Origin of the sequence: Salinisphaera sp. S4-8 (assembly GCF_040361235.1) — a bacterium.
Taxonomy (GTDB): Bacteria; Pseudomonadota; Gammaproteobacteria; order Nevskiales; family Salinisphaeraceae; genus Salinisphaera.
Window position 1 is genome coordinate 141,635 of the sequence record NZ_APNF01000002.1, and the last position, 14,557, is coordinate 156,191.

A 14,557-nucleotide genomic window follows, 5' to 3' on the forward strand; every position below is an offset into this window, starting at 1 on the left:
TTGTCATGGCGGAGAGGGAGGGATTCGAACCCTCGAAGGGGCTATAAACCCCTTACTCCCTTAGCAGGGGAGCGCCTTCAGCCACTCGGCCACCTCTCCAAAAATCGTTGTCCTGCGAAACGCAATCGCCGTTCTAAAAAGCCGTTTGCGTCGACTGTTCGACAAACCGACTTACCGGAGTAGCGGCCTTGCGAAAACGAACTCTCATTCGTTCAAGGCCGCGAATAATACCCGGCTAAGCCTTGCGGGTAAACCCCTTATTCCACTTCATTTCATATCGTCTGTCGATTCGCCGTTCTCGTACGCCGAGTCGATGCTCTCAACGCGCACATCCCGCGGGGCTTCGACGGCGATGCGCACCCGCTCGCCGTCGCTATCGAGCACCCGTACTTCGATTTCGTCGCCGATCTGTACGCCCTCGCCGGCGCGACGTTCGAAGATCAGCACGGCGCGCGATCAGCTCTGTTCCGCGCTCGGCGTGAGTTCGCTTTCGACCTTCTTGGGCTCTTCGTCGAGCTCGAATTCATCGTGCAGCGCGCGTACCGCCAGTTCCAGGTACTTGGTTTCAATCACGATCGAGATCTTGATCTCGGTGGTCGAAATCATGCGCAGGTTGATGTTCTCGCTGGCCAGGGCCTTGAACATGCGCGCGGCGACATTGGCGTGCGAACGCATGCCCACGCCCACCAGCGATACCTTGGCGATGCCGGCCTGGCCCGAGACTTCGCGCGCGCCCAGATCCTTGGCGGCTTTCTCGAGCAGCTCCTTGGCCGCATCGAAATCGCGCGTATGCACGGTAAAGGTGAAGTCGGTGAGCGTGTAATCGCTGGACGAGTCGCCCGACACGTTCTGAAGAATCATGTCGACTTCGATATTGGCCTCGCCGATCGGGCCGAGCAGCGCGTAGGCAATGCCGGGCTTGTCGGGCACGCCGAGTACGGTGAGCTGGGCTTCGTCCTTGGTGAAGGCGATGCCGGAGATGATCGGTTCTTCCACTTGTTTCTCCAATGTAATGAGCGTGCCGGGGCCGTCGTCGAAGGTGGAGAGCACGCGCAGGGGCACGCCGTACTTGCCGGCGAACTCGACCGCGCGAATCTGCAGCACCTTGGAGCCGAGGCTGGCCATTTCCAGCATTTCTTCGAAGGTGATCTGTTCGAGACGACGCGCGCCGGATACCACGCGCGGATCGGTGGTGTAGACACCGTCCACGTCGGTATAGATCTGGCATTCGTCCGCATCCAGCGCAGCCGCCAGGGCGACGGCCGTCGTATCCGAACCGCCGCGTCCCAGGGTCGATATTTCGTTGGACTCGGTAATACCCTGAAAACCGGCGACCACCGCTACATCGCCCTCATCCAGGGCGCTGCGCAGGTTGGCGGGCTCGATTTTCTGGATACGCGCCTTGGAGTGCGCGTCGTCCGAGAGGATCGGCACCTGCCAGCCGGTAAACGAACGCGCCGAGACGCCGGCATGGCGCAGGGCCATCGACAACAGCGCGATAGTGACCTGCTCGCCGGTGGACAGCAGCACATCCATTTCGCGCGGTACCGGCCGGCCGTCAAGCTCCTCGGCCAGGCCCTGCAGGCGATCGGTTTCGCCGCCCATGGCTGAAACCACCACCACGACTTCGTCGCTGTTGTCGCGATAGCCTTTGATCTTTTCGGCGATACGCTTGATCTTGTCGACCGTGCCGACGGAGGAACCGCCGTATTTCTGGACAATGAGTGCCATGAATCCCGTTTTCCTTGTCGGGCGCGCAATCGCGCCTGTCGTGAATCTTGGTACGCCTAAGCTTACCCGAGTCGCTGCTCGATCCAAGCGTAGACACTTTCCAGCGCTTCATCGAGCTTGCTCGCGTCGCTGCCGCCCGCCTGGGCCATATCGGGACGGCCGCCGCCCTTGCCGCCGACCTGTTCAGCCACGAAATTGACCAGATCGCCCGCGGGCACTGTCTTGCTCTGATTCTTGGCCACACCGGCAATCAGGGCCACCTTGCCGTCGCTGGCCGCACCCAGGACCACCACCGCATTGTCGAGCTTGTTCTTGAGCGCATCCACGGTATCGCGCAGTACCTTGCGATCGGCGCCGTCCATGCGCCGGATGACGACCTGGGCGCCGCCAATCTCGCGAGCGGCATCGGCCAGATCATCGCCCTGGCTGGCGGCAAGCTTCTGGTTGGCCTGGTCGAGCTGTTTTTCCAGCCCGGCCACACGCTCGAGCATGCGATCGAGCTTGTCTTCGAGCTCGGTGGGCGCGGCCTTGAGACGCGAGGCCACCCGAATCTCGCGGGCCATCGTGTCCTGTACCCATTTGAGCGCATGCGCGCCGGTCACGGCCTCCAGGCGGCGCACGCCCGCGGCCACGCCGCGCTCTTCGGTGATCTTGACCAGGCCGATCGCGCCGCTGGCCGGCACGTGGGTGCCGCCACACAGCTCGACCGAGTAATCGCCAAAACGCACAACGCGTACTTCATCGCCGTATTTCTCGCCGAAGAAGGCCAACGCGCCTTCAGCAATGGCCTCGTCGTAGCTGCGGGTATAGAACTGGCCCTGAATATTTTCGCGTACGCGCGCATTCACCTGGGCTTCGATATCGGCCAGCGTCTCGGGCGTGACGGATTCGAAGTGCGCGAAGTCGAAACGCAGCCGGTCGGGCGCGACCATCGAGCCTTTCTGGCGTACATGCGTTCCCAGCGTTTCACGCAGCGCGGCGTGCAACAGATGGGTGGCGGTGTGATTGAGCTCGATATCCTGACGGCGGGCGGTATCCACCTGGGCATCCACCGCCAGGCCGGCGGCGAATTCGCCGGATTCGACCCGGCCGAAGTGCAGGAACACACCATTCTGTTTCTGTGTATCCGTGACCACGAAACGCGCGCCCTCGGCGTCGATCACGCCGTGGTCGCCCAGCTGACCGCCGGATTCGCCGTAGAACGGGGTGCGATCGAGTACGACCACGCCCTCGTCACCCGCGCTCAGGCGTTCCACCGGTTGTTCGTTCTGCACCAGGCTGACCACCTGCGCATTGCCTCGGGTTTCGGTGTAGCCGATGAATTCGGTAGGCGACTGCACGTCGATCTTGGCGTGATAGTCGGCACCGAACTGGCTGGCTGCCCGTGCGCGCTCGCGCTGGGCCGACATTTCGGCATCGAAGCCGCGTGTATCCAGGGTCAAACCGCGTTCGCGCGCGACGTCGTTGGTCAGATCGACCGGGAAGCCATAGGTATCGTAGAGCTTGAATACCGTCTCGCCGGGGATTTCGGTACCGCTCATCGCGCCGATGGCGTCTTCGAGAATACGCAGGCCCTGGGCGAGCGTGAGCGCGAAGCGTTGTTCTTCCTGCTCGACCACGCGCTCGATCTGGGCCTTCGCCTCGGCCAGCTCGGGAAAGGCCTCGCCCATGAGTTCGACCAGCGGCCCGACCAGCTTGTAGAAGAACGTGCCGGTCGCGCCCAGCTTGTGACCATGGCGAATCGCACGCCGCATGATCCGGCGCAGCACGTAACCGCGGCCTTCGTTGGACGGCATGACGCCATCGGTAATCAGAAATGCGGTGGCCCGGATATGATCGGCCACCACCTTGAGCGACGCCTGGTGTGCGGGCTCGGCCTTGTCGGCATCGATACCCACGGCATCCGCGGCGGCGGCAATCAGCGTCTGGAAAACATCGATACCGTAATTGTCATGCGTGCCCTGCATGACCGCGGCAATACGCTCCAGGCCCATGCCAGTATCGATCGACGGGCGCGGCAGATCGACCATCGTGCCGTCCGGCTGGCGGTCGTACTGCATGAACACGAGGTTCCAGATCTCGACAAAGCGATCGCCATCTTCTTCGGGCGTACCCGGCGGGCCGCCGGCAATATGATCGCCGTGGTCATAGAAGATCTCCGAACAGGGCCCGCAGGGGCCGGTATCGCCCATCTGCCAGAAATTGTCCTTGGCGCCGATACGCGAAAAACTCTGCTCGGACACGCCAATTTCATCGAGCCAGATACGCGCGGCTTCCTCGTCTTCCTCGTAGACGGTCACCCACAGTTTGTCCTTGGGCAGGCCCAGTTCGACGGTGAGAAATTCCCAGGCGAAATGAATGGCTTCGCGCTTGAAATAATCGCCGAAGCTGAAATTCCCGAGCATCTCGAAAAACGTGTGATGACGCGCGGTATAGCCAACGTTCTCGAGATCGTTGTGCTTGCCGCCGGCGCGCACGCAGCGCTGCGACGATACCGCACGGCTGTAGTCGCGCTTGTCGCGGCCGAGGAACACATCCTTGAACGGCACCATGCCGGCGTTCGTGAACAGCAGCGTCGGGTCGGAGGCCGGCACCAGGCTGCTCGAGGCGACGAATCGATGCTTGTGCCGTTCGAAATATTCGACGAAACGCGCACGCAACGCGTTGGTGGACATCATGGGCAGGCGCCTCTTACGAAATCAGCGGGAAGCAAATAGCGCGATAGTTTAACAGAGCCTTTCCGCCTGCCCTACCGCTGAATGCCTCGTCAGTCAGCCTGCTGGCGCAGGCTATCGAGCTTGTCCTGATTGCTTTGTTCGCGGTCGCTGCGGCTACCGAGCTTGATCGTGGTGAACACGCGCGGCGCGCCCAGGTCATGAATGGTCTGATGGCATTGCTTGAACGCGGCGAACACATCGTCCCACTCGCCCTCCACATTCGTGCCGTAGGCATGCGCGACCGGATTCAGACCGGCGTTGTCGAGAATCGGCTGACAGGCGGCGATAAAACGCGATACGGACACACCCGCGCCCATGGGAATGACACAGATTTCGGCGGTGATTTTCATGAGGCACTCCGCGGCGGCAACGCTTGGGCTGAAAAGTTACCTGTTGACTATGCATGAACCGCAGCTGGCTATGCACAGAGCAAGCAGGTTGTCCGCAAATGAACGCGAAGACACGCGAATAAGGCGAAAGACAGATCGCGCCAGGCCACTTGGCTTGCTGTTCGCGCGGCATGCTCAACGGTTTACATAAAAAGTGCTGGCTCGTATTCGCGTTTATTGGCGTTCATTCGCGGACCGGTTTGCTTGATGAAACAGGACCGAACGAAGCTGATCGCTGGCAACCTGCCCGGTCTGCTGCGGATGCGGCCTGCCGGCATTTGCGCGTGGTCACGCATGCCTTGGCACCGGCAGGCCGGGCGTCGACGCCCGGCCGTTCAATCGTCAAAGGCTGCGTTGAGCATGTCCATATCGAAACCGCGGCGTTGAAGAAAACGCATCTGCTTGGCCTTGGCGGGAAAATCCTCGGGCTGGGCCGCGCCAAAGCGTTTGGCGCGTACTTCCTCGGCGAGCACGTTCCAGTCGGTTTCGCTGTCGGCGAGTGCGCGTTCGATCTCGGCGTCGTCGATCTGTACCGCCGCCAATTCCGCGCGGATGCGCACCGGGCCGATGCCGCGAGACGCGCGCGACGACACCATGGCATCGGCATAGCGGCTCGGCGACAACAGCCCGTCGTCGATCAGTTCGTCCAGCACTGAATCGATCTGATCGCGCTCGTGATCGCGCTTGGACAGCTTGGCCGCCAGTTCCGCCGGCGCATGCTCGCGCCGTGCGAGCATATCCATCGCCCGTTTTCGGATTGCGAGCCGCTCGGCCTCGGGGTCGAGCGGCTCGTCGCTATAGGTTGGCTGGCTCATCGCTTTGTCGCTGCGTGAACCGGCATGGCGCTAGCCTTTCTTGCCGCCCTGGGCCGAGCCCAGCAGATCGTCTGCGGCTTCGCCCTCGGCAGCCTCGGCCTCGGGCTGCTCGTCCTTCTTCTTGCGCTTGGGCGCGAGCAGCTTTTCGCGCAGTGCGTTTTCGAGCTGCTGGGCGATTTCCGGGTTTTCCTTGAGGAAGTTGCGGGCATTGTCCTTGCCCTGACCGACACGATCGCCGTTGTAGGAATACCAGGAGCCGGCTTTTTCGATGAGGTTGTTGGCCACGCCCAGGTCGATGATTTCGCCTTCGCGGGAGCTGCCCTCGCCGTAGAGGATTTCGAATTCGGCCTTGCGAAACGGTGGCGCCATCTTGTTCTTGACCACCTTCACCCGGGTTTCGTTGCCGATGACCTCGTCGCCTTTCTTGATCGCGCCGATACGGCGGATATCCAGGCGTACCGAAGCATAGAACTTGAGCGCGTTACCGCCGGTCGTGGTTTCGGGGCTGCCGAACATCACGCCGATCTTCATACGGATCTGGTTGATAAACATCACCGTGGTGCCGGTACGCTTGATGTTCGCAGTGAGCTTGCGCAGTGCCTGGCTCATCAGGCGCGCCTGCAGACCGACATGGGAGTCGCCCATTTCGCCTTCGATTTCCGCCTTGGGCGTGAGCGCTGCCACCGAGTCGACCACCACGATATCCACGGCCGCCGAACGCACCAGCATGTCCGCGATCTCGAGCGCTTGCTCGCCGGTATCGGGCTGGGAAATCAGCAGGTTTTCGATATCCACGCCGAGCGCTTCGGCATAGGTCGGATCCAGCGCGTGCTCGGCGTCGATGAACGCGGCCGTGCCGCCGGCCTTCTGGCATTCGGCGATCGCCTGTAGCGTAAGCGTCGTCTTGCCCGACGATTCCGGGCCGTAGATTTCGACCACGCGACCGCGCGGATAACCGCCGATACCCAGCGCGATATCCAGGGTGAGCGAACCGCTGGAGATGGACGGGATATTGCTGGTGTCCTGGTCGCCCATCCGCATGACCGAGCCCTTGCCGAACTGGCGCTCGATCTGGCTCAGCGCAGCGGCCAGTGCTTTTTTACGATCTTCGTCCATAATTCTCGTCGCTTTGTCGTTCGTGGATACGATCGCCGTATCGATCACAGCGATATGGTGACGCGCCCCGCCATTATTTCATAGCCCGCGCGGCCCAACCGAGCGGGCGCCCAATGGCCATCGGCCCAGCTCGCGATAGACGCCCGGCCGGCCGGATTCACCGCTGGCAATCAAGGAAAAATCGCTGACCGGCCATTCGATCGGCGCGATCGCTCGGCCTTCGACGGCCATGGCCTTGCGTCTGATCGTGACATGCGGCCGGTAGCGCCCCTTCTCAATAGCCGACGCTGTATTTTTATCCAGTTTCGCCGCCAAGTCCAGCAATGGGCCCGGTACGACCGATGGCCCCAACCAGACAATACCCGGGCGTACGAAACAGCCCAGCCGATCCAGCACGAGCGTAAATGCCGGCGCCTGCACACGGCTGGCTTTTTCGCATAGCTGCGTACAGGCCTCGGCCTCGATGCGGCCGAGAAACGCTAGAGTCAGGTGCAAGCGCTCGGTTTCGACCACACGCCCGTCGAGCGCCAGCGTCTGGCCACGAGCTGCGATCGCCTTGGCGATCCCGGCCGGGGGCATCAAGGCAAAGAACAGCCGTTGTACGTTTGCGCTCGGCGGTTGCGTGTCGACCACGAACGATCCGGGGTTCGATTCAGCCGGCGTCGATACGCTCGCGCAGGCCCACGAGGGCCGCGACCACGCTTTGGCTGCGCACTTCGTCCCGGTCGCCCTCGAACTGATAGCGCACGACTTCCGGCTCTGCCCCGCGCGCGCGCCAGCCGATAAAAACCGTGCCCACCGGCTTGTCCGCACTGCCGCCGCTCGGGCCGGCAACGCCGGATACGGCAATGGCCCAGTCGGCCGGACTATGGCCGAGCGTGCCTTCGAGCATGGCCGCGACCACGGGCTCGCTGACCGCGCCATGGCGTTCGATCAGATCCGCGTCCACGCCCAGACTCTCGTGCTTGGCCGCATTCGAGTACGTCACGAACCCCCGCTCGAACCATTCCGAGCTGCCGGCCCGCTCGGTACAGGCAGCCGCAATCAGGCCGCCGGTGCACGACTCGGCGGTGGCCAGCGTTTCACCGCGGCCGGGCAGCAGTGTGGCGAGCTGATCGACCAACGAGGCAATCGAACGTCGGGCATCGTAAGGTACGGTCATGACAGTATTATGCCTGTTAATCGGCCAGGAAAATATCGACGCGGCGACTTGAACACCGCGTTGCCGCAAGCGCTTGCAGGGCCTTGGACCCTACGACAGCGCCCGGCAGCGCTGGTTTTAACGGCGCTGGAAAACCGCGCATCAGCCCCGTGGGTGTTGCGCAATCGATCGCATGAATCGTAATTCAAGCTTGACCCCGCCTGTCAGGCCGCCAGGATTCTGCGCGCAAGGGCGCACGCGTCTACAATTGCGCGCTGCGGCCCGTTCCGGGCCTGCCCTGGCTTGTTTATCCATACAGACTGCTTCATGAGCGCACGCCCCAGCACCGAATCATCGACGGACAGCCAAGCGAGCGCGCACGCCGCGCATACGCCGATGATGCGCCAGTATCTCGGCATCAAGGCGGATTATCCGCATATGCTGCTGTTCTATCGCATGGGCGATTTCTACGAGCTGTTCTTCGACGATGCCCATCGCGCCGCCGAACTGCTCGATATCACCCTTACCGCGCGTGGCGAATCGGCGGGGCGCTCGATTCCCATGGCCGGTGTGCCCTACCACGCCGCCGAACAGTACCTGGCACGCCTGATCGCGCGCGGCGAGTCGGTGGCGATCTGCGAACAACTCGAAGCGCCGGGCGCGAGCAAGGGCCCGGTCAAGCGCGAAGTCGTGCGCGTGGTCACCCCTGGCACGGTCACCGACGATGCCCTGCTGGATGCACGTCGGGCCAATCTGATCGTGGCTATCGCGCCGGCCAAACGGGCGATCGGTATCGCCGTGCTGGAACTCGCGCGGGGCGATTTCGCGGTCACCGAGGTCGCCGATGAAACCGCGCTGGCCGCGGAACTGGCCCGCCTGGATCCTGCCGAGATCGTGATCAGCGAGCAGACCACGCTGGCATTGCCCAGCGACGGCGTGGCTCTCACCCATCGCCCGGCCTGGCTGTTCGATGCAATCAGCGCACGCCGGCGCCTGGAAGGATTCTTCGAAGTCGCCCAGCTGGATGCCTTCGGTTGTGCCGATCTGCCGCGGGCAATCGCCGCGGCCGGCGCGCTCATCGATTATGTGGAGGCGACACAGCAGGCGGCGCTGTCACATATCAAGAGTCTGCGCACCTATGCGGTCACCGATACGCTGGTGCTGGACGCGGCCACGCGCCGCAATCTGGAAATCGAACGCAGCGCCTCGGGCGATAGCCGGCACAGCCTGGTCGGTTTGCTCGATCACTGTGCCACGACCATGGGCGCGCGAGCCCTGCGCCGCTGGCTGGCCGAGCCGTTGCGTAATTTCGATATCCTGCGCCACCGGCATCTGGCGATCGAAACGCTGCTCTCGGGTAGCCATGCCGGGCTGTCCGAACGCCTCAAGGAAATTCCCGATGTCGAGCGTATCGCCACCCGTATCGCCCTGGCCTCGGCACGCCCGCGCGATCTATCGGGCCTGAGCCGTGCGCTGGGCGCACTGCCGGCCATTCGCCGGACGCTCGCCGACCTGGATGCGCCCTTGCTGGCCGCGCTGCACGAACAGATCGACCCGGCCGAGGACGTGCGCGCGTTGCTCGAGCGCGCCGTGGTCGCCGAGCCGCCCGTCGTTGTGCGCGACGGCGGCGTGATCGCGCGCGGCTACGACGACACACTCGACGAACTGCGCGATCTGTCGGCCAACGCCGACGGCTATCTCGCCGATCTGGAAACGCGTGAACGCAAGCGTACCGGCGTGGATACGCTCAAGGTGGGCTACAACCGCGTACACGGCTATTACATCGAAATGGGCCGCGTACATGCCGATGCGGCGCCCATCGACTACCAACGCCGCCAGACGCTCAAGGCGGTCGAGCGCTATATCACGCCCGAACTCAAGCAGTTCGAGGATCAGGTGCTGTCGGCCCGCGAGCGCGCGCTTGCACGTGAGAAGGCGCTGTATGCCGAGCTCGTCGAGACCCTGGCCACGCATCTGCCCAAACTGCAGGCGATCGCCGCGGGGCTGGCCAGCCTCGACGTGCTCTGCGCGCTATCGCGCTGTGCGCTCGATTATCACTGGGTCGCACCCACGCTCACCGATACACCCGGTATTCATATCACCGGCGGACGCCACCCGGTGGTCGAGCATTTCTCGGATACGCCCTTCGTCGCCAACGACACCCAGCTCGACGACGATTGCCGTGTGCTGCTGATCACCGGCCCGAACATGGGCGGCAAATCCACCTACATGCGCCAGACCGCGCTGATCGTGCTGTTGACCCATATCGGCAGTTTCGTGCCGGCCGAGGCTGCCGAAATCGGGCCGCTCGATCGTATTTTCACCCGCATCGGCGCGGGCGACGATCTATCCGCCGGCCAGTCCACCTTCATGGTGGAAATGAGTGAAACCGCGCAGATCCTGCACCACGCCACCGAGCGCTCGCTGGTGTTGCTCGACGAGATCGGGCGCGGCACCTCGACCTACGACGGCCTGGCCCTGGCGCGCGCGGTGGCCGAGCGCCTGGCCCGTCACAACCGGGCCTACACGCTGTTCGCGACCCATTATTTCGAGCTCACCCAGCTCGCCGAGGACTGGCCCGCCAGCCGTAATGCCCATTTCGAAGTCGCCGACTACAACAGCGGCGGCGAGCAGAAACTGGTGTTTCTGCATGCAATCCGTCCCGGGCCTGCCTCGCGCAGTTTCGGTTTGCAGGTGGCCTCGCTGGCGGGCGTGCCGCGAACCGTGATTCGCCAGGCCGAAAAGCATCTGGCCGAGCTGGAAGCTCAGTCGCGTGCCCAATCCGGCCCACAGCTGGGCCTGTTCGAGTCAGCGCCCAGCGAAAAACAACCGGCTGAGCCCGACCCGATCCACGAAGCACTGGCCGAACTCGACTGCGACGAACTCACCCCGCGCGAGGCGCTCGAGTTGCTCTACCGCTTCAAGCGTCTGGCCTCGCAAAGCGGCGAGCCGGGCTAAGCCGCGATTGGCCGCGCTCGGCGCGCTCAGGCCATCGACGTCGCGAACTTCACCAGCCCGATCAGCAAGGCGATCAGCAACACGGTCGCCACCACCCCCAGCAGGATAAAATGGCTGGCCTTGCCGCGAGTAAAGTCGCGCTCGCGGTTGGCGCTCGATTGCACGCCGAAAAACGCGGCCAGCACGCTCATCCAGCTCTGCCAGAGCGTCGGCGGGCGCCGGGTCTCAGAGTCCTGTTCTTGCGGGCGCTTGTGTTCGCTCATGACCTAGGCGCTGGCGTACTCGGCCGCCATTTTGTTCGATATCTGCATATCGCGCTTGAAGCGTTCGGTGATCGGGCCGGCGATCGCCTTTTCGATCTTGGAGCCGAGCAACGGCACCTGGGCGTCGATATCGAAGGCCAGCTTCAGACGCGCCTTACCGGAATCGTCGGTCAGACGCATATCGATGGCGATATTGACCGGCGTTTTTTCGATGTCGATATCGATCCGGCCACTACGGCGCGGGATGTCCCAGGCATCGGTCTGGCGCAGCATTACGCGATCGCCGATGCGTTTCTGGATGATCTCCGGGAACGACAGCCGGTTGGCATCGAGCGCGTGGCGTACGGTGATCGAGAAATGATCGTCCTTCTTTTCGCAGTTCACGAGCTCCGGCTTGTGCGTGCCCATGCGCTCGTACTTGGCGATGAAGTAGTTCTCGTCGGTGAACATGGTCATCACCGTTTCGAGCGAATAATCGAAATCGAAGGTTTCCTCAAACTTCATTTATGCTTTTCCTTTGAATGAATCGCAGCGCGCAACGGCTCGTATCAGCCGGCGCGCTCGGGGTCGACTTCCGTTTCGCGATAAAGATAGCTGGCGAGCATGTCGTGTGCGTCGATTTCGGCATCAAGCACCGCCAGCAGTACGAACACACCGCCCATGCGTCGATGCAGAAACACGATCTCGCGGGGCGGAATCCGGAACCAGCGTGAAATCGCGGCATCCGATACCGCGCGCGATACACGAAACGGCAGGTCGGATTCGCCCCAGCGATAGGCGCCGTCCGGCGTGGTCAGCTCATCCGGCGCATCATCGGCGAACGGCTCGATCATGAGCATGCCGACCTTGGCGAAGGCATCGAAAACATGCTGGGGCGAATCGCGGCGCAACAGGTTGATTCCGATCGCGCCGTCGATCAGCCGCTTGGCATCCTTTTCGAAGGCGCCGGCCACCACATCGTAGTAGGAGCCGAGAAAACGCGGGGCGAATTCGCGCGTGGCGCCAAAATCCAGCAGTACCATCTGATCCGGCCCGTCGTCGCGCAGGCGAATCTTGTAATTGCCGAAATGCGGGTCGGTCTGAACGATGCCCCAGACAAAGAATTCCCGAAAGAACAGATCCAGGGCATGCCGGCCGATCTCGTTCTTTCGGCCCTGTTCCAGGCCCTGCACCGTCTCGCTTTGCACGTGATGGGCGCTTTCATAGGACGTCACCAGCACCGTTTCCGTCGAGTATTCCGGAAACACCTGCGGCACCACATAGCGGTCGTCGCCTTCCAGGCGCGTGGCGAACTCGCGGGTCATGCGCAGTTCGCGGTCGTAATCCACCTCGCGGTAGATCATCTCGCGCACTTCTTCCATGATCGCGTTGAGCTCCATGCCCTTGGGCACGAGCCGCGCGAGCCGCACGATCTGGGTGAGGGTGCGGATATCGCTGTCGATCGCGTCTGCCAGACGCGGGTACTGGATCTTGACGCACAGCTCCATGCCATCCGACTTGCGGGTGGCCCGATGCACCTGCCCCAGCGACGCCGCGGCCATGGGCTCCGGGTCGATCTCCAGCTCGGCCAGACGCTTTTCGCCCAGGCGCTCGACGACCACCGGCTCGAGCTCTTCCCAGGCCACCGGCGGGCTGTCGTCCTGCAGGCTGCGCAATACCTCGATGGCTTCCGGCGGCATGAAGTACTGCCCATAGACCGACAGCATCTGGCCGACCTTCATCACGCTGCCCTTGAGCTGGCCCAGTTCATCGGCAAGAAACTGTGCCTGCTTGACGTAGAACTCGCGGTTGCGGCGCTCGCGGCCTTCCTTGCTGCGGAACATGTTGCCCAGCGTATGACCAGCAAACGAAGCACCGGCCATGACGCCCATACGGGCCATGGCGGCATTACGGTCGAAGGAGCCGGTCTTGAGCTTGAGCGGCTTCCGGTTACGGTCGGACTTGCTGGGCATACGGGCTTTCGGAACGCCGGATAAAGTTGGCAGTCTATCAGGTCGCCGCCGCTTGCCGGATCAGGATCGATACCCATACGCGCGGCGTACCGTAACAGCCCACGCGGGCGGGCATAAAAAAAGGGATCCGGCGCCCGCCGGATCCCTTTTTACCCTTCGAGATGATCGAAGGGGCACGTCGCCTGGTGGCTATGGGTGGATTTGAACCACCGACTCTCGCATTATGAATGCGATGCTCTAACCCCTGAGCTACATAGCCGGAAAGCCGCGTAGTTTCTTCGCCGAGGGCCGTTGTGTCAACCCTTTCGTGACAGGCGACAACGCTGCACCCAACGGGCTGTTTTCAGACGTTGAAACGAAAGTGCACCACATCGCCCTCGACCATGATGTATTCCTTGCCCTCGAGACGCTGACGGCCGGCTTCCTTGGCCCCTTTCTCGCCCTTGAGGGTGACATAGTCGTCGTAGCCGATGACTTCCGCGCGAATGAAGCCGCGTTCGAAATCGGTATGGATCACGCCCGCCGCCTGCGGCGCGGTCGCGCCCCGACGTACGGTCCATGCGCGCACTTCCTTGGGCCCGACGGTAAAAAAGGTCTGTAGGCCGAGCAGTTCGTAGGCAGCGCGAATGACGCGATCCAGGCCGGGCTCTTCCAGGCCGAGATCCGCCAGGAATTCGTTCTTGTCGTCGCCATCGAGTTGCGCCAGCTCGCCTTCCAGAGACGCGCATACCGACACGACCGGCGCATTCTGGGCGGCTGCATGTTCGGCCACGCGATCGAGCAAGGGATTGTTCTCGAAGCCGTTCTCGTCGACATTGGCGACGAACAAGGCCGGCTTGGCGGTGATCAGATGCAGCTCGCGCAGCGTCAGCCGGTCGTCATCGCTCAAATCCATCGCCCGCACCGGCGCGCCGCTGTCCAGATGATCGCGCACGCGCTCGAACAGCTCGAAATTGCGCTTCGCGGTCTTGTCGCCGGATTTGGCGGCCTTTGCGGTGCGATCCACCGCACGGGTGACCGTAGTCAGATCGGCCAGCGCCAGTTCGGTATCAATGGTTTCGATATCGGCGATCGGGTCGACCCGGCCGGACACATGCATGACATCGTCGTCTTCGAAACAACGCACGACATGCAGGATCGCATCGGTTTCGCGGATATTGGCCAGAAACTGGTTGCCGAGCCCCTCGCCGGTGGAGGCACCCGCGACCAGGCCCGCGATATCGACGAACTCGATCGCGGTGGGGATCGTCTTCTCCGGGCTGGCGATACCGGCCAGCGCGGCCAGGCGCGGATCGGGCACGCTCACCACGCCCACGTTCGGGTCGATCGTACAGAACGGGTAGTTCTCGGCCGGGATTTCGGCCGCGGTAAGCGCGTTGAAAAGAGTGGACTTGCCCACATTGGGCAAACCGACGATACCGACCTGAAGAGCCATTTGATCTACCTTTTGATGGCGTGTAACGCGGGCCGCGCTA

The 14,557-nt window shown here is 62.8% G+C and carries 13 protein-coding genes and 2 tRNA genes; 1 reads left to right on the forward strand and 14 read right to left on the reverse strand.

Going from position 1 to position 14,557, the window contains the following annotated elements:
- Nucleotides 1-6 precede the first annotated feature (6 nt).
- The 9 genes from S4A8_RS03290 to S4A8_RS03330 all read right to left on the reverse strand — a co-directional run bounded on the left by S4A8_RS03290 (nt 7) and on the right by S4A8_RS03330 (nt 7,930).
- Nucleotides 7-99 (reverse strand) — tRNA-Ser (locus S4A8_RS03290).
- A 168-nt stretch (nt 100-267) separates the two neighbouring features.
- The gene (locus tag S4A8_RS03295; RefSeq protein ID WP_353219017.1) at nt 268-447 is read right to left on the reverse strand and encodes a carbon storage regulator; all 180 of its coding nucleotides are present in this window, start codon (nt 445-447) and stop codon (nt 268-270) included.
- Between the two features lie 9 nt (nt 448-456).
- Nucleotides 457-1,731 (reverse strand): aspartate kinase, encoded by a 1,275-nt coding sequence (locus S4A8_RS03300; protein ID WP_353219018.1) that lies wholly within the window; start codon nt 1,729-1,731, stop codon nt 457-459.
- 62 nt (nt 1,732-1,793) lie between these two features.
- A complete protein-coding gene (alaS, locus tag S4A8_RS03305; protein ID WP_353219019.1) occupies nt 1,794-4,409 on the reverse strand; it encodes an alanine--tRNA ligase in 2,616 nt (871 codons plus the stop codon).
- Nucleotides 4,410-4,498: 89 nt separating this feature from the next.
- A complete protein-coding gene (locus S4A8_RS03310) occupies nt 4,499-4,798 on the reverse strand; it encodes an MTH1187 family thiamine-binding protein (protein ID WP_353219020.1) in 300 nt (99 codons plus the stop codon).
- Between the two features lie 374 nt (nt 4,799-5,172).
- Complete coding sequence (locus S4A8_RS03315; protein WP_353219021.1) at nt 5,173-5,652, reverse strand: regulatory protein RecX; 480 nt, start codon at nt 5,650-5,652, stop codon at nt 5,173-5,175.
- Nucleotides 5,653-5,682: 30 nt separating this feature from the next.
- Nucleotides 5,683-6,768 (reverse strand): recombinase RecA, encoded by a 1,086-nt coding sequence (gene recA / locus S4A8_RS03320; protein ID WP_353219022.1) that lies wholly within the window; start codon nt 6,766-6,768, stop codon nt 5,683-5,685.
- 78 nt (nt 6,769-6,846) lie between these two features.
- Nucleotides 6,847-7,401 carry an RNA 2',3'-cyclic phosphodiesterase gene (gene thpR, locus S4A8_RS03325; RefSeq protein ID WP_353219023.1) on the reverse strand — a complete coding sequence of 185 codons (555 nt, stop codon included), beginning with the start codon at nt 7,399-7,401 and terminating at the stop codon, nt 6,847-6,849.
- 19 nt (nt 7,402-7,420) lie between these two features.
- Nucleotides 7,421-7,930 carry a CinA family protein gene (locus S4A8_RS03330; RefSeq protein WP_353219024.1) on the reverse strand — a complete coding sequence of 170 codons (510 nt, stop codon included), beginning with the start codon at nt 7,928-7,930 and terminating at the stop codon, nt 7,421-7,423.
- Nucleotides 7,931-8,236: 306 nt separating this feature from the next.
- Between S4A8_RS03330 and mutS the strand changes: the two genes are divergently transcribed.
- Nucleotides 8,237-10,867: a DNA mismatch repair protein MutS gene (mutS, locus tag S4A8_RS03335; RefSeq protein WP_353219025.1), complete on the forward strand. Its 2,631-nt coding sequence runs from the start codon at nt 8,237-8,239 to the stop codon at nt 10,865-10,867.
- A gap of 26 nt (nt 10,868-10,893) precedes the next feature.
- Here the strand turns inward: mutS and S4A8_RS03340 are convergent, their stop codons facing one another.
- From S4A8_RS03340 to ychF, 5 genes are all read right to left on the reverse strand, one after another.
- A complete protein-coding gene (locus tag S4A8_RS03340) occupies nt 10,894-11,130 on the reverse strand; it encodes a DUF2970 domain-containing protein (protein WP_353176893.1) in 237 nt (78 codons plus the stop codon).
- Between the two features lie 3 nt (nt 11,131-11,133).
- Nucleotides 11,134-11,634, reverse strand: a complete 501-nt coding sequence (locus tag S4A8_RS03345; protein ID WP_353176891.1) for a DUF2505 domain-containing protein — start codon at nt 11,632-11,634, stop codon at nt 11,134-11,136.
- 44 nt (nt 11,635-11,678) lie between these two features.
- Nucleotides 11,679-13,082: an ABC1 kinase family protein gene (locus tag S4A8_RS03350; protein ID WP_353219026.1), complete on the reverse strand. Its 1,404-nt coding sequence runs from the start codon at nt 13,080-13,082 to the stop codon at nt 11,679-11,681.
- A gap of 183 nt (nt 13,083-13,265) precedes the next feature.
- A tRNA-Met gene (locus tag S4A8_RS03355) sits at nt 13,266-13,341 on the reverse strand.
- A gap of 84 nt (nt 13,342-13,425) precedes the next feature.
- Nucleotides 13,426-14,517, reverse strand: a complete 1,092-nt coding sequence (ychF, locus tag S4A8_RS03360) for a redox-regulated ATPase YchF (protein ID WP_353219027.1) — start codon at nt 14,515-14,517, stop codon at nt 13,426-13,428.
- Between the last annotated feature and the right edge of the window lie 40 nt (nt 14,518-14,557).